The organism is Antrihabitans auranticaus (genome assembly GCF_016481275.1).
In the GTDB taxonomy this organism is placed as follows: domain Bacteria; phylum Actinomycetota; class Actinomycetes; order Mycobacteriales; family Mycobacteriaceae; genus Antrihabitans.
Genome location: NZ_JAEMNW010000003.1, coordinates 814,423 through 830,436 on the forward strand (window position 1 = coordinate 814,423; position 16,014 = coordinate 830,436).

Sequence of the window (16,014 nt, forward strand, 5' to 3'; positions counted from 1 at the left end):
CTTTGATTTCCGGTACAGACGGACTGTTTCTCTATTGGCATTGTGTTCGATAGACGTGCTCATATGCAAGTCGCACGTTGCCTTGAAATCAGTCCATCTGTACGGTATCTACGTGGTTGAGACCAAGATTCGACGCTCACAGGAGGATCGGCGTGCGACCACGCGGGCGCGAGTGCTGGATGCGGTGGTCGCATCGCTGATCGAGCGGGGCTACGCTGCGACGACAATTGCCGCAGTTCAGGAGCGTGCCGATGTTGCACGTGGAACATTGCTGCACCATTTTCCGACCCGCACCGAGCTGATGACAGCCGCTGTGGAGCACGTTGCAGAGCGCCGCCTGGCCGAGTTTCGCAATCAAGCGGTGGCTGCGCCGGCCGGATTGGATCGCCTCGACGCGGTTGTCGATATTGCGTGGCGGGATCTCAACGGACCGACGTTCTTCGCGATGCTCGAACTGTGGGTCGCGGCACGAACCGACGAGGATCTGCGGTCCGCGCTCGAACCGGTTGAGCGCAAGATCTTCGCTGTCGTCTACGAAACGGTTTTCGGGGTGGAGGGTTTGCCGACCGCGGATCCGCGGCTACCCACGCTCGTTCAGTTCACGATCGATCTGCTCACCGGTCTCAGCATGTCATCGATCCTGAGCGCGAATATTGGTCCGCGCGAGGTCGTACTGCGCAGGTGGAAGCGCGCTATGCGCGTATTGATGGGCGAACTGGACGCCGACAGGTTGGTGGAGGGTCAGCGGGTCAAATAGGGGCAAATGCTCTCCGCCGCACCACTTTTCTGGATTCGCACTCGTTATAAGGCCCTAAACTCGGTGCGACTCCCGAGCCGGGTTGCGGCGAGAGAGGACTCGGGACTTGGCCGCAGCGAGCTACCGCCCGATCCGATCGATGACGGCGGTGACCATCAGGTGAGCGCTGGCCACGACGGTCTCGATCGGTTGCGGCCGGTCGGTGAGGATCCAGTGCTGGGCCATCATCAACAACGCCCCCGCCAAACCTGATGCGATGACCCGAAGCTGGTCGTCGGGAACCGTGGTCGAGCCGAGCGACGGACCGATCATCGCGATCAGCGTGTCGACGAAGGTTTCGGTGACCCGTCGATACGTACGGTCGACTTCGGGGCTGACGCCGAGAATCTCGAAGAACGTGATCCGGGCCAGTCGGGGGTCGTCGGCGATCGCTCCGAAGAATCCGCCGAGCATGTGGTGTAGCGCGTCGTCGAGCGTCGTTGCGGACGCCGTCCCGCTCACCGCACGCTCGCGCAATCGGTCGGTTGTGTACACGTAGGTCGCGACAAGCAGGCTCTCGCTGCTGTCGAAAGATTCGTAGAAGTACCGCTTCGTGAGTCCCGCGGTGGCACAGATCTTTTCGACCGTCGAACTGCGGTAGCCGATCGTGCCGAACAGTTCGTACGCAGCTTCGATCAGCTTGGTGCGCCGCTCGTCCTGACGCTGCTGTGGACCCGCACCACGGTAGGTGCGACCCTTCTCGTCATCGAGCTTCGGCGAACTCACATGTCGATATTGACACCGCTGAGTTCCAGATACAAACTGACACCAAGCCGTTTCAGATGGGCAACGATTCGCGAGGAGATTTCACATGGGCAAGGTCCGGGACAAAGTAGTCCTCATCACCGGTGCGGGTCGCGGTATCGGTGCGGGCACAGCGCGCGAGCTCGCGAAGAACGGCGCGAAGCTTGTCCTCATCGACCTGGACGGCGGACCTCTGCGCGAACTGGCGAACGAACTCGGCGAGAAGATCGCGTTGCCTGTTGTCGCGGACGTCTGCGACCTGGAAGCGATGCAGACGGCGGTCGACGCCGGTGTCGCGAAGTTCGGCGGCATCGACTACGTCCTGGCCAACGCGGGAATCGCGAGCTACGGCTCGGTCCTCAACGTCGACCCTGCGACGTTCAAGCGCGTCATCGACATCAACATCCTCGGCGTTTTCTACACCGTGCGCGCGGCGCTGCCGTCGGTGATCGAGCGCAAGGGCTACATACTCGTTGTCTCCTCGCTCGCGGCGTATGCGCCCGCGCCGGGTCTCGCGGCGTACAACGCGAGCAAGGCGGGTGTCGAACACTTCGCGAATGCGCTGCGCCTGGAAGTTGCGCATCTCGGCGTCGACGTCGGCAGCGCGCATATGTCCTGGATCGACACACCGTTGGTGCAGGACGCCAAGAAGGATCTGGCGTCCTTCGGCGAGATGATGGCCAGCCTGCCCGGCCCGCTGCGCAAGACATCGAAGCTCGAGGTCTGTGTCGACGCGTTCGTCAAGGGACTGGCAGACCGTAAGCGGCGGGTCAACGTGCCGGGCTGGGTCGGCCCGATCGGCTGGTTCAAGGCGGTCGTCACGTCAGCGGTCGGCGATCGTTCGACGCTGAAGCAGGCACCGGCGCTCGTCGCCAAGATGGACGCGGAAATCGCGAAGCTGGGCCGCTCGACGAGCGCGCGAAACGTCGCGCTCGAGGATGTAGCGGTGCAGCCGAAATGACCGACCATGTCGACGTGCTGATCGTCGGGGCGGGGCTGTCCGGCATCGGCGCCGCGTATCACCTGCAGCAGAAGTTTCCCCGTAAGCGGTACGCGATCCTCGAAGCGCGGGAGTCCATCGGCGGCACCTGGGATCTGTTCCGCTATCCGGGAATTCGCTCGGACTCGGACATGTACACGCTCGGCTATCGGTTCCGCCCGTGGCTCGCGGACAAGGCCATTGCCGACGGCTCCACGATTCTCCAGTACGTCAAGGACACCGCTACCGATAACGGGATCGACAAACACATTCGGTTTGGGCACAAGGTTGTTCGCACCGAGTGGTCGACCGCCGATGCCCGGTGGACGGTGATTGCGGAGCGGACCGACACCGGCGAAACTGTCACGCTCACCGCGGGGTTCGTGCTGAACTGCAGCGGTTACTACCGTTACGACGAGGGCTACACGCCGGAGTTTGCCGGCCGGGAACGATTCGCCGGGCAGATCATTCACCCGCAGCATTGGCCGGAGGGCCTCGACTATGCCGGCAAGCGCGTGGTCATCATCGGAAGTGGCGCTACCGCAGTAACTCTGGCGCCGTCGATGGCCGCGGACGCGGAGCATGTGACCATGTTGCAGCGTTCGCCGACCTACATCGTCTCGATGCCGGCGACGGACAAGCTCGCCAACAAGTTCCGCCGGCACCTGCCGACGCGCACCGCGTATGCGCTCACGCGAGCGAAGAATGTGTCGTTCGCGACCGCGATATATCAACTGTGCCAGCGTTATCCGGAAGCGATGAAGAAGCGTATCCGGCAAATGCAGGAGGGCTGGTTGCCCAAGGGCTACGACATCGACACGCACTTCACGCCGAGTTACAACCCGTGGGATCAGCGCCTGTGCCTCGTGCCCAACGGCGACCTCTTCCGGTCGATCCGCAAGGGCGAGGTGTCGATCGTCACCGATCACATCGATACCTTCACCGAGCGCGGACTGAAGCTGAAGTCGGGCGAGGAGCTCGACGCCGACATCGTCATCACCGCAACCGGACTCAACCTGCTCGCCTTCGGAGGCGTGCAGTTGGTTGTGGACGGCCAGGAGGTCGAACTAGCCAAGACCATGGCGTACAAGGGCATGATGCTCAGTGGCGTGCCGAACTTCGCCTACATCGTCGGCTACACAAACGCCTCGTGGACACTCAAGGCAGACCTTGTGTGCGAGTACGTGTGTCGACTGCTGGACCGAATGGATCGCAAGGGTGACACCTGGTGCGTGCCCGAGCGTGATCCATCCGTCGACGAGGTTCCGTTCCTCGACTTTGCTGCGGGTTATGTTCTGCGGTCGGTGGATTCGTTCCCGAAGCAAGGTTCGAAGGCGCCATGGCGGCTGCGCATGAACTTCTTCCGAGACTTGGTTTCTCTGCGGCACGGGAGCATCGACGAGTCGATGCGGTTCGGTGTAGCGGCGAAGCGTGTGCTGACCTCGGTGTGATCGGTCAGGGTCTGCCGAGTCCGCGGTAGACCCAACCCGCAGCTCGCCACGGCACGGGATCGAGGCAGTTGCGGCCGTCGAGAATCACCTTGCCGCGGACCAGTTCGTCGAGGTCTGCGGGTCGCAGCGCAGTGAATTCGGGCCACTCGGTGAGAACCAGAATGATGTCCGCTCCCTCGCACGCCTCGATCAGTGAAGCCGCGTAGTCGAGGGTCGGGAACAGGGCCCGCGAATTCTCCATGGCCTTCGGGTCGTACGCGGTCACCGACGCGCCCTGGAGCTGGACCTGACCGGCCACGTTCAGCGCCGGGGAGTCGCGAACGTCGTCGGAGTTCGGCTTGAATGCCGTGCCCAACACAGCAACTCGCTTCCCGATGAGCGAGCCGCCACTGATCTCGCGTGTCATTTCGACCATGCGAATTCGGGCTCGCATGTTGACGTTGTCGACCTCGCGCAGGAACGTGAGCGCCTGCGATGCGCCCAATTCGCCTGCGCGCGCCATGAATGCGCGGATGTCCTTCGGCAGGCAACCACCACCGAAGCCGAGACCGGCATTGAGGAAGCGCCGCCCGATGCGCTCGTCGTAGCCGATCGCGTCAGCGAGTACCGTGATGTCCGCTCCTGACGCCTCGCAGATTTCTGCCATCGCGTTGATGAACGAAATCTTCGTAGCGAGAAAGGAATTGGCGGCGGTCTTGACCATTTCGGCGGTGGCGAGGTCAGTGACGATGAACGGTGTTCCAGCGTCGAGAATGTCCGCGTAGATCTCGCGGGCCAACTCCTCTGCCCGGCTTGACCGGCTGGTGTCGGTGCCGAGCACGAGTCGATCGGGGCGCAACGTGTCCTGGACCGCGTAACCTTCCCGGAGAAATTCGGGATTCCACGCGACTTCGAGCGTGCCACCGGCGGGGACCGCTGCGCGGGCACGCCCGCTCAACGTCGCCGCGGTACCGACCGGGACAGTCGATTTGCCGAACACTACTGCCGAATTGGCCACGTGCGGTGCGAGGTTGTCGATCACGGAGTCGACATACCTCAGGTCGGCGGCATTCTCACCGCGCCGCTGGGGCGTCCCGACACAGAGGAAATGCGCTTCGCCCCACGCGGCGGCCTCGGCATAGGACGTCGTGAAGCGGAGCCGTCCGGCCGCGATATTGCGGGCGAGCACCTCGTCGAGGCCCGGCTCGTAGAAGGGCGCCTGCCCGGCGGTCAGCTTGGCAATCTTGTCCGCATCGACGTCTACACCGAGCACGTCGTGGCCGAGTTCGGCCATACACGCAGCATGGGTAGCGCCGAGGTAACCGGTGCCGAGCACCGTCAATCGAACCGACATGGCGTCAAGCTACACGACCATAAAAGGGGAGAATCTACTTCCAGGTGGCGTGAAGGTTAACTGTCATCGACGCCGAAACCCCAGGTAGAGCTATGTTGGCTGCATGTTTACGACGTTGTTCGAGGCGAACGGCCTGCTCGAAGCTCCCCGGCCCGATTCCGTCGGTCGTGTGCTCTTTTCGAACGTGACGGCAGGCGGCGTCTTCAGATTTCGCGACGGCATCGTCGAGGAGGTTCTTCTGGCGAGGCGCGGTATCGGCGGAATTGCGCCGCACGCCGAAGGCGGCTTGGTTGTGACCGGCCGCGACGTCTCGTACGCCGGGACCGGTGGTGTCACGACTCTGCTGACCATCGCCGGCGCGACCGGATTCAACGACGTGACGGTCGCGCCTGACGGATCGTTGGTCGTCGGTGTACTCCGGCACAGGCCGCAAAATGGTGAGGCCGCAGTGCCGAGCGAAGTGGTCCGTATCGACGCAAACGGCGAAACCTCCACGCTGGCAGACGATCTCATGTGGCCGAACGGAATGGCCTACGCACCTGACGGCGAAACTCTCTATATCTCCGAATACGCCGCCAGCAGGATCCGCGCACTTCGTGACGGTGAGTCCTACGTGTTTGCGCACGCTCCGCGGGGCGAATGCGACGGGCTCACTGTCGATGCGGAAGGTGGAGTCTGGGTGGCCCTCGGGAGCGGTGGCGGAATCGCACGGTTCACACCGGACGGCGAACTCGATTCGGTGCTCGACATCCCAGGCAGCTTCGTCTCGTCGCTCGCCTTCGCGGACTCGACCTTGTACGTGACGACGGTCGGCGCACTGCTGACCGGGTCGCCCGGTGTCGCGGGCCTGCCGTTGCCGCAGGCCCGCATACCCGTCTAGTCCTGCGGAATCGGGGGCAGCGTCAGGACGTGCCCCGCGTAGGCGAGGCCCGCGCCGAAGGCCATGACCAGCGCCTTGTCGCCCGGCTTGGCTTCACCGGAGCGGAGGACCTGGTCCATCGCCAGCGGGATCGATGCCGCGGAGGTGTTGCCGGACTCGATGATGTCCTGAGCGACGACCACGTTGTCGGGGAACTTCAACACACGCGTGAGCGCGTCTGTGATCCGGTTGTTGGCCTGGTGCGGGATGAATACGTCGAGATCCTCGATCTTCACGCCGGCCAGTTCGACCGCGGTGCGACACGCCGACTCGAGGAATGTGACCGCCCAGCGGAACACCTTGGCGCCGTTCATGCGGATATACGGCCGAACCGAGGTGGTGCCGGCCGCCTCGGCAGCGGCGACCTCGTCGAAGTAGGTCCCGAAGTCCTTGTCCTGCCAGATGGCGTCCCACTGGCCGCCGTCCGATCCCCACGCGACCGGTCCGATGCCTTCGGTCTCCGACGGACCGACCACGGCAGCGCCGGCACCGTCCGCGAAGATGAATGCGGTCGTCCGGTCGTGCGAGTCGAGGAGGTCGCTGAGCCGCTCGACTCCGATGACGAGGACATACTTCGCCGTGCCGGCCCGGATCATGTCCGAACCGAGGGTCAGCGCGTGCGAGAAGCCGGAGCAACCCGCGGAGATGTCGAAGCCCGGGCAGTTGTGCATTCCGAGCTGGGCGGCGACCTGCGGACCCGCCGCCGGACCGAGCACGAGCCGCGACGACGTCGACAGGATTACGCAACCGATCTGGTCGGCTGTGATTCCCGCCGCATCGAGCGCCTTGCGGCACGCGTCGACGCTCATGCCGATGATCGTCTCGTCGGCACCAGCGAATCTGCGGGTTTTGATACCCGAGCGGGTCTGAATCCACTCGTCGCTCGATTCGATCGCGTCGACGATCTCGGAGTTCGGCACAACTCGCTTCGGCCTGTACACACCCAGGCCGAGAATCGTTGTGTGCGTAGCGCCTTTCAGCGTATTGATGGGCGCATCCATGCTCGTCTCCTACCCTGCCGCAGCACTGCAAACGGGTGCCGTCAGACATAAACCTACCTGCAGGCGCTAGGCGCCCGTGCGCGGTTGGAGAGTCTATGGACTCGCCAACCGCGCACAGGGGCTGCGCCCTTACCCGCCGACGATCGTAGAGCAGGCAAACGTGATCTCGAACTTCGCCGACGGAACGTCGCCGCTGAGGTTGGTGGGGTCAGGGGTGCCGACGCCTTCGCCCGTCACCTTGTAGGTGTTTCCGTCCTTCGTCACGGTTGCGGAACCACCGGGGACGCCCGGCGAGTAGCCGATCGCGTACGGCAGGCCGTTGGAACCGCCCTTCGTGCCGCCGATCGCGACTGCTGTGACGGTGTCGTCGCCGGTGAGCGTCGCGCTGATGCCCAGGTTGCCGTAGGTGCCGTTGTCGAGGTCTGCCAGAGCGAGCGCGAGCGTGCCGCCCTGCTTGGCGCACGTCGTGTCGAACTTGCCGTCGATCGCCTTGCCGTCGACCGACGCAACCGACGCGCTGTCCGATGTCGCCGGAGTGTTCGCGGTCGGGGTCGAGACGTCCGAGTCGTCGCTGCACGCGGTGACGAGCAGGGCAAGTGCGGCGGTGGCGGCGGCGAGGGTGGCGGAGACCCGGTTGATCTTCCTCATGATTCGTCCTTCACATTTCGTGAGGGGCGCTCGGCGCCCGTCAAGCGATCCTTTCGGCTCCGGGAGTGGCGCCGACATGAAGAAACGTATGAAGCGCCGGCCGCCTACCGATCCCAGGTTTGGGGTGGCGCATCTGCCACAAACCTCGGTTAACCTGGTCGAATGCAATTGGCCCGCCGACCTCGCGCAATGGTGCTGGACGAGGTCTGGCGCACGCTGGATGGCGTCGATTCGCTCAGCAACCCGCAGGGTGGGCCGCTGAGCCGCACCGTGAAGCTGATCTTGGACCCGCTGGTGATCAGGCCTGTCCAGAACCCGCAATGTGGTGGTCCGATGGTGTCGGCGGACGGCGCGGCGGCGATCGAATCCCGGTTGAGTGCGGCAACGGACGTCCTGCGCGCCACCGCCGAGTGGTTCACGCTTCTGAAGCGCGTGCGCAGGTCACTGCAGATTGTCGAGGGCAACCCGCAGGACCTGTACTTCCAGCGCTGCTACGAGCTGGCGGTGACGGCCGGACGCCCCGACCCTGCCCACACCGCGCCCGCGGAGCAGGCGATTCGCGAGATCCATGACACTGCCGCAGGGCGGACGACGCAGGCGCTCAAGGACCATCTCACCGATCCGCGTCGGATCACCGATCTTGCACGCGCGATCGAAACCGGTTGGCGGCGAAGAAATTTGCGAACGAGCGTGCCGATCGACGATGAGCAGCTCATCAGTACCGTGCTCGACGGGTCGGCGGGCGCCCGACTCGGTGCCGACACGGGAACTGCCGAGAAGATGTTCGACGAGTTGATCGCGGAAGGTGTGGGCACACATCGCGGTATCCAGCTGTGGACGGGCAAGTTCGACAGCGACGCAGCGCAACTCGGACTGACCACTGTGCGCTTGCCGCCTGCGCCCAGACTGGGAACCTCCGCCGCGAAAGCGACGCTCGCTCTCCCGTTCGACCGGACGGTTTTCGAGCGCGTGTTCACTGTCCTGCAGGCGTCGAGCGAGCGGTCGGAGCTACCACCGATACCGGACCTCGTGCGAACCGAGATCACTCGAAGTTGTTCGCCCTGGGCACTTCTCGACGAGTCGCTGCGCGTGACGGCCACGATCGGCGCACAGTTGGCGCTGGGACTGCGGCCGATCCAGCCGCACCTGTCCCCCGATGACGACCCATCCCTCGCCAGGAGGGTGATCAACAGCAGGTGGCGGCGTGAGGCGTACGTCCTGCAGGCGCGCCGGCTCGTAGTGTGCGACGACGAGGACCTCCCCGCCGACAACCCGCTGGCGGTCATCGCGGCCGAACTGCGGACCCCGTGGCGCGCCTATATTCGGCGCCTGTGGGTGCGCCTGCATGGCAGGGATGTGCGCGAGGCGAACATTTACGACGTGGAAGAACTGTGGGACCTGCTCGACGGCGTCGCGCGCTCGGTGATCCTCGATCATCGGATGCGGGTGAAGCGAGCGCTCGGTGCGAGTCCGGATGCCGACGCGCTCGAACCGAGGGCTAGCTGATGACCGAGGCTGTGCGTATTCAACCTGTGCCGGAGGGTATGTGGACCATCGGCCCCGACATCGTCGAATTCGACGAAGCGGGGATCGATACAGCGGTCCTCGAAGTATCGGGCGGGCATCTTTCCTGGAACCTGCTCGGGGACACGCACACTCCAGCCGCCGTGATCGATGATGTTGCGCGCGCACAAGAGTGGATATGGGCGATCTACGGTGAGGTGGTTTCCGTCGCACTCGCAGACGGTGCGGCAGGCGACTTCGCCGCCGCACCGGCCGTGCCGGAGGTTGCGCGAAACGCCCGACGCCTCGCGTACGCATTGTGGGCGTCACGGTGGTGGCCGGCGTCCACCATCGACGCGATTCCGCCCCTGGATCGAACCCTGTTGAGCGGCGAGATCGTCGACCTCGTGAGCGCCTGCGATTTGCTCGTCGACGACGACTTCGTGTGGGACGAGCCGCTGCTGGCTAGCAAAACAAGTTCTCGGGCCGACGATTACGCGCTTGCGGCTGGGTCCGTCACTGCATTGCGCCCCGAGGCCGTGACCCTTGCGCGTGGCACCGGCGGAACCGACTGGCGCAGGTGTCCGCCCGGAATGCTGGATGCGTCCGAGCGTGCGGTTTCGTGGGAGATAGTGCGGGAACCTGGCCGGACGATTGCCCGGGTAGAGGTGGTCGCGGCGCCGGATGCCGATATCGCGCTGCCCGAGCACATACGACCGAGGGCGACCGTCGACGGCGTCGGAATCGACTTGAGCCTGGCAGGCGACGTGTGGCGGGGCGAAGCCCTTGCCCCGGACGCGGGCTCGGAGGCGAGCGTAACGGTCGTCGTTCCAGGCTTCGGCGTGCACGGCCGGGATGAAGTCGGCGGCAGGATGATTCGTGATCAAGTTCGAGACATGGTGCGGCGGCGCTTGAGCAACGCCGCTGCCGACGATCTGCTGCTCGCGGAAGTTGCCGCCGCCGGTTCGGATACGGACTTCTGACGTTGGACGGGCAAGAAATGCTGGAAGCCGGCGCGGCGGCTTACGCGGCCGGCGACGTCGCAGGCGCCCTTCGTGCGTTTCAGGAAGCGAGCCGGGTAGCAACGGGCACGGTGCGGATCAACGCAATGGTGAACGCGGCGAGCATGTCCGACGAGTTGGGCGACCACCGTGGCGCGATTGCCGCGTACCGAACGGCGCTGGACCTCATTCCCGCCGACGCTCCGCGGCTGCGGCCCGCGGCGCTCGTCAACCTCTCGCAGGCTTTGCAGCATGTGGGCGACTTGCAAGGCGCACAGGCGGCGCTCGAGAATGCGCGCGACCTTCTCGTCGGCTCGACGGCCCAGGGCGACCTCCTGGTTGCGTGCCTGCTCTCGTTGACGGCAGTTGCGATCCATCGACAAGACTGGGCGCGGGCGACGGACCTCGCGACGGAATCACTCGATGCCGCAGTGCATTTCGCCCCTGAGCTGGCGGGCCATCCGCTCCTCAACCTTGCTGCCGTCAATTTCGAAACCGGCCGAACCGACCAGGCCGTCGACTTCGCGGAGCAGGCCCTGGCCGCGTTTCGGGCAGCGGATAATCCGACCGCGGTCGCGGAGACGCAGCAGAACCTCGGCCTGATGTTTCTGCGGACCGATCGACTCGACGACGCCGAGCCGCTGCTACTGACGAGCCAGGCCCACCTGGAGCGGGCCGGTATCGGTCACCGGGTGGGAATAGGGTTGAAGGCCTTGGCATTTCTCGCTGAAGGTCAAGGAAAGACCGAGCGTGCAGCCGATTTCTATCGGCGTAGTCTCGACTACTTCCAGGCGACGGGTGCGGTTCTGGACGCGGCAGACGTACGGACCCGCCTTGCAACTCTTGCCTACTCTGCAGGCGATCATCGGCTAGCGGACGACCACTTGGCTGCCGCCCTGAGTACCTACGCCGAACGCGGTCTCGGTCTGCAGTGCGCTGCGACCGACTACTGGCATGCGATGCTGCTGGAGTCATCGATTCAATCGGATCCAGCACTGGCGATTCGCGCAGTTGCGATCGCGGTGCCCGCCGCTCTCGCTATCGATTCCGTTCGGCACTCGTTCGCGACGGGTTACCAACGTGACCGGTGGAAGCGTCGGATCGCCGATCCAGCCATGGCTTTGGCATTTCGCCTCGCCTACGCGACGGGCGACGCGGTCCTGCTTGCCGACCTCATCGAGACGCAATGTGCCGGAACGGGACTGCGGGAGATCGCCACCACCGGGCCTGTCTCCAAGCAGATTCCATTCGACCGAGTCGTGGCGCCTGTGCCCGTCGGCCCCAGTGCTCCGCTGCACCTCGGCGTTGCGCTGGCGGGCTTTGCGGCGAGTGCGGGTCTCGCGGTCGCGCGCCCGCCGAAGCTGGCGACGACTGACGGCCGGATTGTGCTCGCCGACCACATCGCTGCCGCGGAGCAGCGTTACGGCCTGAACGTACGTGACCCCCGAGTGCTGAAAGTATGGTGAACCCGCCGACCGTCATCGTGCGGATGGCCGACGCGGGACACGTATTCACCTCGTGGCGTTGGCTCGCAGACACGCACTCCGGCGGTGTGAGTGTGGCGCCAGAAGATCAGGTCGCCGCGGCGCTCGCGGCGCTCGCAGCCGGGTTGCCCGACCTTGCCGACCCGAATGGTGTCCGTCGCGCACTGTCGACCGGCGCTTTGGCGTCGTTCGACGCCGAGAACGAACTGGCGCAACAACTTTCCCGTACGTTTCTTCCGTACGGACTTGCCGTCCAGCTGCACGATCTCATGACGCACGGCATTCGCCCCCACATTCGCCTGCAACCCTCGCCCAGAACCGCGCAGGTGCCGTGGGAGCTGATCGCTCCCGACGCCGAAGTTCGGCTGCTCGATATCGCAGACCTCAGCATGCTTGCGCCGCTCAGCGTCGTGCAGGCTGCGGGCCGGAATGCTTCGGTGTGGGAGTCTGTGCGGCACTTGCCCGTCGTGGCATTGCTCGATCCGCGTGTGCCCGGCTTCCGGGCAGACTCGGCACTTGGTTCGGTGCTGGGACGGCCGGATGCCGCGATGCCGGCTGCCCGAATGGTCGCGCGTCATGCCGACAGGCTGCGGCCGGCGGTCGTCGATCCAGTGGACGCCTTCCGGCGGGACGACGTCGACCGCGCGTGGCTCGGCGAACAACTACGCGCAGGTGCGAGCCGTCTCCTGTACGTCGGTCACGTGACCGCTGCGGCACCGGAATCGGGCGAGAGCGAGTCCGCCGAGCTGCACCTGGCGTGCACGGCGGATACCGTTGGCTTCGCAGCGCCGATGCGCACCCACCGGCCCTTCGCTGCCAAGGACCTGCTCCTCGGCACGCACATGCTCGTCGACGATCCGGTTGCGGGGCAACAGCAATGGCCAGTGCCCAGCCGAGTTGCCTTGATCGCCTGTGAGAGCGGCGGCGATCTGCGGTTCAGCGAGTCCCTCGGACTGGTCACGGCGATGATCCAGAACGGTGCGGAACTCGTGACTGCGAGCCGCTGGCCGTTGCCGACCGACTTTGCGTTCAGCCAGTTCGCCGGCGCGGCACCGGAGACGCGGCCGCTGCAGGACGCCGTATGCGAAATCGACGCTGCGCACGAGCAGGACGATCCCGTTCGTGCGCTGGGTGAATGGCAGCGTGCGCGTTTGGCCGCATGGCGGGCAGAACGGACGGCGGCGTATTCGCCGGTGCTGTGGGTTGCGTTCGCGACAGTGTCGACGGTCTGATGCGGCAATATTGAGCTTGCCGGGTCTTTCACGTGAGGGAGGAAGCGTCATGTCGCGCTCGGATCGGCCGAAACTCCCGCCTGTTCGGATCGTCAGAATCGCTGAGGCGGTCAGGGCGGGAATTGCGAACCTCAATAGAAGACTGGTTCCGGCTCCGGTCGGGGTACTGGAAATGGCAACAGGGTTTGCGTCCGCCCAGGCACTGTTCACCGCGGCGCGGCTAGGCGTTGCGGACGCGCTGGCCGACGGCCCGCTCAGCCCGTCGGATATCGCTGCGCGGATCGGTACGGACCCTGACGCGACCGCTCGCCTACTGCGCTATCTCGCTTCGTTTTCCGTCTTTGGGCCGTTGCCGGACGGGCGTTACGAATTGACGTCGATGTCGGAGGCGCTGCGCACGGATTCGCCGACATCGGTCCGCCCATTACTGACGATGCTCGGGCATCCCTCCTACTGGGCAGCGTGGGGACAGCTCGAGTACTCGATGCAGTCAGGTGCACCGAGTATCGACAAATTGCACGGGCGTCCGCTGTTCGAGCATCTGCAGAAGGATGTCGAATTCGGCGCTGTCTTCAATGCCGGCATGACGTGTGTGGCCGAGATGAACACGCCGCCAATTCTTTCCGCGTACGACTTCACGAAGTTTGCGACGATCGTGGACGTCGGGGGCGGCCAGGGCAGTTTGCTTGCATCGATTCTGCGGGACTCGCCGGACTCGCGCGGCGTCCTGTTCGAACTCGAGTCGGTCGCTCGCGATGCGCGGCCTGTCATCGACGAAGCCGGTGTAGCGGATCGGTGCAGCATCGAGGTCGGCTCGTTCTTCGAATCAGTTCCGACAGGCGCCGACCTGTATCTACTGATGCACATCGTGCACGACTGGAACGACGAGAAGGCGCTCGAGATCTTGCAGAACGTCCGTGCGTCGATCGAACCGGGCGGAACTCTGCTTGTGATCGAAGACGTTATCCCCGAAGGGAACCGGCCGCACGCGGGGAAGATGCTGGACCTCGACATGCTGCTGTTCGTGGGTGGCAAAGAGCGGACGGCGGCCGAGTACAGGGATCTGCTCGGTCGCGCCGGGTTCCGGCTCACTCGCATCGTGCCGACCGTTGCGCCGGCATGCCTCGTCGAAGCAGTGCCGGCGTGATAGCCGGAGCGGGCCGTGTAGCGCTGCTGGCGGCAGCATGTGCGACGTTGTTCGTCGGTCACCTTCCGACCGCGGTTGCAGCGCCCCGGTACAGCGAATACGTCGCTCTCGGCGACTCATGGTCCGCCGGCGCGACGGTCGTTCAGGCGACCGATCGATTCGTGCCTATGGGCTGCGTCCAAAGTCGTGCGAACTATCCGAAACAGGTTGCGGACGCGCTCGAGGTCCCGGTGTTTCGTGACGCGACCTGCGGTGCCGCGGAGACGGGTGACATGACTGGCGCACAAGATGCGCCGTTGGGTGGTTCCAATGCCGCGCAGTTCGATCGGCTCACTCCGACAACGGATCTCGTGACGCTGGGCATCGGTGGCAACGATGCGGGTCTCGCGGATGCCGTGTTCGACTGTCTTACAGTGACGAATGTCGGCGCACCCTGCATGGCAAAGTACGTGGTCGGCGGCGTCGACCGGATGTCTGCGAATATCGCCGCAACCGAGCCCGGCGTGATTGCCGTCATCGACGGCATCCGGGAACGGACTCCGCGCGCGCGAATTCTCGTCGTCGACTACTTTGCCGCGATCGGGGACCGTGGTTGCTTCCCGACGATTCCGATCACCGATGCGGACGCCGAGTGGTTGCGCGCCAAGATGATCGAGATCAACGGGATGCTCGCTCGGGCAGCACAATCGGCAGCTGCCGAGTTCGTCGATACCTATTCTTCGAGCATCGGTCACGACGCGTGCCAGCCCGCCGGAATCCGTTGGGTCGAAGGTTTGGCTCCGATATCGGGCAACCCGCCCGGCCTCGCCGTGCCGTTTCATCCGAACCAACTGGGCGGCGATTATCAGGCCGGTGTAGTGCTCGCCGCGCTCGGCGGGTAGACACGTCGCTTATGAAAGCTGCTGTCGCCAGTGCCTGTCGTGCGCTCGCCGAAGAAGGTCTGGTGCTGGGCACCGCCGGAAATGTGAGTACCCGGGCTGGTGACCTGATCACCATTACCGCAACGGGAGCAAAGTTCTCGACGATTTCGGCAGACGAGGTCACCGTCGTCGATCTGGATGGGAACGTAGTCGACGGTGAACTCGCACCGACGTCCGAACTTGCGATCCACCTCGGCATCTATCGAGCCACCGACGCCGGCGCGATCGTTCACACCCACGCGACGACGTGTGTGGCCGTGGGCTGCGTCGTCGACGAATTGCCTTGCGTGCATTACCAAATGCTCGCGTTCGGCGGAGCGGTCCGCGTTGCGCCGTACAAGACTTTCGGTACCCAGGAACTCGCCGACGCGGTTCTCGTTGCGCTGGAGGGGAAGTCGGCCGCCCTGATGGCGAACCATGGTGCCATCACCTACGGCGCAACGCTGGACGCGGCAATGGATTCGGCTCGGCTGCTCGAATGGGCGTCGACGGTGTACCTGCGGGCGGCGTCCATGGGGACGGTCCGGGCGCTGGGCGACGAGGCACTGGCTGCGGTGGTGGCAACGATCGCAGAGCAGAACTACGGGACGACGCGGCGGGCGTAGCACCCACCCCCGCGCCCACACCGTCGCACGCACACAGCCGCACCCCGACTCGGGAGTCGCACCGAAAATAGGGCCCTAGAGTCGGGCGGATTCAAGCGGTGGTTGCAACAGCGGGTGGATTTGGTGGATTGGACAGTAGCTCGTCGAGGACTTCGGCCGGCTTTTTCCAGCCGAGAGTTTTGCGGGGGCGGTTGTTGAGTTGCGCGGCGACGTAGTCGAGGTAGTCGGCGGGGAAGACGGAGAGGTCTTGG

At 64.8% G+C, this 16,014-nt stretch carries 15 protein-coding genes and 1 pseudogene; 11 read left to right on the top strand and 5 right to left on the bottom strand.

Annotation, left to right across the window (positions count from 1 at the left end):
- The first annotated feature begins 112 nt into the window (after positions 1 to 112).
- Entirely contained in the window at positions 113 to 757 is a 645-nt protein-coding gene (locus tag JGU72_RS18005; protein WP_199685289.1) for a TetR/AcrR family transcriptional regulator, read from the top strand.
- Positions 758 to 877: 120 nt separating this feature from the next.
- Here the strand turns inward: JGU72_RS18005 and JGU72_RS18010 are convergent, their stop codons facing one another.
- On the bottom strand, positions 878 to 1,522 hold the full coding sequence (locus JGU72_RS18010) for a TetR/AcrR family transcriptional regulator (protein WP_199685290.1): 645 nt from the start codon (positions 1,520 to 1,522) through the stop codon (positions 878 to 880).
- An 85-nt stretch (positions 1,523 to 1,607) separates the two neighbouring features.
- Between JGU72_RS18010 and JGU72_RS18015 the strand changes: the two genes are divergently transcribed.
- Both JGU72_RS18015 and JGU72_RS18020 read left to right on the top strand, forming a co-directional pair.
- Positions 1,608 to 2,501 carry an SDR family oxidoreductase gene (locus JGU72_RS18015; protein WP_199685291.1) on the top strand — a complete coding sequence of 298 codons (894 nt, stop codon included), beginning with the start codon at positions 1,608 to 1,610 and terminating at the stop codon, positions 2,499 to 2,501.
- Positions 2,498 to 3,970, top strand: a complete 1,473-nt coding sequence (locus JGU72_RS18020) for a flavin-containing monooxygenase (protein ID WP_199685292.1) — start codon at positions 2,498 to 2,500, stop codon at positions 3,968 to 3,970. Before JGU72_RS18015 ends, JGU72_RS18020 begins: the two co-directional genes overlap by 4 nt.
- Positions 3,971 to 3,974: 4 nt before the next feature.
- On the opposite strand, the gene JGU72_RS18025 is transcribed toward JGU72_RS18020, so the two are convergent.
- The gene (locus tag JGU72_RS18025) at positions 3,975 to 5,303 is read right to left on the bottom strand and encodes a UDP-glucose dehydrogenase family protein (RefSeq protein WP_199685293.1); all 1,329 of its coding nucleotides are present in this window, start codon (positions 5,301 to 5,303) and stop codon (positions 3,975 to 3,977) included.
- A gap of 103 nt (positions 5,304 to 5,406) precedes the next feature.
- Between JGU72_RS18025 and JGU72_RS18030 the strand changes: the two genes are divergently transcribed.
- Positions 5,407 to 6,183 (top strand): SMP-30/gluconolactonase/LRE family protein, encoded by a 777-nt coding sequence (locus tag JGU72_RS18030; RefSeq protein WP_199685294.1) that lies wholly within the window; start codon positions 5,407 to 5,409, stop codon positions 6,181 to 6,183.
- Here JGU72_RS18030 and JGU72_RS18035 read toward each other — a convergent pair.
- Both JGU72_RS18035 and JGU72_RS18040 read right to left on the bottom strand, forming a co-directional pair.
- Entirely contained in the window at positions 6,180 to 7,223 is a 1,044-nt protein-coding gene (locus JGU72_RS18035; protein ID WP_199685295.1) for a beta-ketoacyl-ACP synthase III, read from the bottom strand. The two genes, JGU72_RS18030 and JGU72_RS18035, sit on opposite strands and share 4 nt — an antisense overlap.
- 129 nt (positions 7,224 to 7,352) lie before the next feature.
- Entirely contained in the window at positions 7,353 to 7,871 is a 519-nt protein-coding gene (locus JGU72_RS18040; RefSeq protein ID WP_199685296.1) for a lipoprotein LpqH, read from the bottom strand.
- A 189-nt stretch (positions 7,872 to 8,060) separates the two neighbouring features.
- On the opposite strand from JGU72_RS18040, the gene JGU72_RS18045 reads away from it, so the two are divergent.
- The 7 genes from JGU72_RS18045 to JGU72_RS18075 are packed head-to-tail and all read left to right on the top strand — an operon-like array spanning position 8,061 to position 15,763.
- Positions 8,061 to 9,377, top strand: coding sequence for a hypothetical protein (locus JGU72_RS18045; protein WP_199685410.1), 1,317 nt, complete (start codon positions 8,061 to 8,063; stop codon positions 9,375 to 9,377).
- Positions 9,377 to 10,357 carry a hypothetical protein gene (locus JGU72_RS18050; RefSeq protein WP_199685297.1) on the top strand — a complete coding sequence of 327 codons (981 nt, stop codon included), beginning with the start codon at positions 9,377 to 9,379 and terminating at the stop codon, positions 10,355 to 10,357. The genes JGU72_RS18045 and JGU72_RS18050 overlap by 1 nt, the downstream gene beginning before the upstream one ends.
- A gap of 17 nt (positions 10,358 to 10,374) precedes the next feature.
- A complete protein-coding gene (locus tag JGU72_RS18055; RefSeq protein ID WP_199685411.1) occupies positions 10,375 to 11,841 on the top strand; it encodes a tetratricopeptide repeat protein in 1,467 nt (488 codons plus the stop codon).
- The gene (locus tag JGU72_RS18060) at positions 11,835 to 13,091 is read left to right on the top strand and encodes a CHAT domain-containing protein (protein ID WP_199685298.1); all 1,257 of its coding nucleotides are present in this window, start codon (positions 11,835 to 11,837) and stop codon (positions 13,089 to 13,091) included. Before JGU72_RS18055 ends, JGU72_RS18060 begins: the two co-directional genes overlap by 7 nt.
- Before the next feature lie 49 nt (positions 13,092 to 13,140).
- Positions 13,141 to 14,238, top strand: coding sequence for a methyltransferase (locus JGU72_RS18065; RefSeq protein WP_199685299.1), 1,098 nt, complete (start codon positions 13,141 to 13,143; stop codon positions 14,236 to 14,238).
- Entirely contained in the window at positions 14,211 to 15,119 is a 909-nt protein-coding gene (locus JGU72_RS18070) for an SGNH/GDSL hydrolase family protein (RefSeq protein WP_199685300.1), read from the top strand. Before JGU72_RS18065 ends, JGU72_RS18070 begins: the two co-directional genes overlap by 28 nt.
- A gap of 11 nt (positions 15,120 to 15,130) precedes the next feature.
- Positions 15,131 to 15,763, top strand: coding sequence for a class II aldolase/adducin family protein (locus tag JGU72_RS18075; RefSeq protein WP_199685301.1), 633 nt, complete (start codon positions 15,131 to 15,133; stop codon positions 15,761 to 15,763).
- A 91-nt stretch (positions 15,764 to 15,854) separates the two neighbouring features.
- Here JGU72_RS18075 and JGU72_RS18080 read toward each other — a convergent pair.
- Positions 15,855 to 16,014, bottom strand: a pseudogene (locus JGU72_RS18080) (IS30 family transposase); the annotation flags it as partial.

Coding starts and splice junctions, on each gene's coding strand:
- JGU72_RS18015 (WP_199685291.1), top strand. CDS start 1,608: ATGGGCAAGGTCCGGGACAAAGTAGTCCTCATCACCGGTGCGGGTCGC.
- JGU72_RS18020 (WP_199685292.1), top strand. CDS start 2,498: ATGACCGACCATGTCGACGTGCTGATCGTCGGGGCGGGGCTGTCCGGC.
- JGU72_RS18025 (WP_199685293.1), bottom strand. CDS start 5,303: ATGTCGGTTCGATTGACGGTGCTCGGCACCGGTTACCTCGGCGCTACC.
- JGU72_RS18030 (WP_199685294.1), top strand. CDS start 5,407: ATGTTTACGACGTTGTTCGAGGCGAACGGCCTGCTCGAAGCTCCCCGG.
- JGU72_RS18035 (WP_199685295.1), bottom strand. CDS start 7,223: ATGGATGCGCCCATCAATACGCTGAAAGGCGCTACGCACACAACGATT.
- JGU72_RS18040 (WP_199685296.1), bottom strand. CDS start 7,871: ATGAGGAAGATCAACCGGGTCTCCGCCACCCTCGCCGCCGCCACCGCC.
- JGU72_RS18045 (WP_199685410.1), top strand. CDS start 8,061: ATGGTGCTGGACGAGGTCTGGCGCACGCTGGATGGCGTCGATTCGCTC.
- JGU72_RS18050 (WP_199685297.1), top strand. CDS start 9,377: ATGACCGAGGCTGTGCGTATTCAACCTGTGCCGGAGGGTATGTGGACC.
- JGU72_RS18055 (WP_199685411.1), top strand. CDS start 10,375: ATGCTGGAAGCCGGCGCGGCGGCTTACGCGGCCGGCGACGTCGCAGGC.
- JGU72_RS18060 (WP_199685298.1), top strand. CDS start 11,835: ATGGTGAACCCGCCGACCGTCATCGTGCGGATGGCCGACGCGGGACAC.
- JGU72_RS18065 (WP_199685299.1), top strand. CDS start 13,141: ATGTCGCGCTCGGATCGGCCGAAACTCCCGCCTGTTCGGATCGTCAGA.
- JGU72_RS18070 (WP_199685300.1), top strand. CDS start 14,211: ATGCCTCGTCGAAGCAGTGCCGGCGTGATAGCCGGAGCGGGCCGTGTA.
- JGU72_RS18075 (WP_199685301.1), top strand. CDS start 15,131: ATGAAAGCTGCTGTCGCCAGTGCCTGTCGTGCGCTCGCCGAAGAAGGT.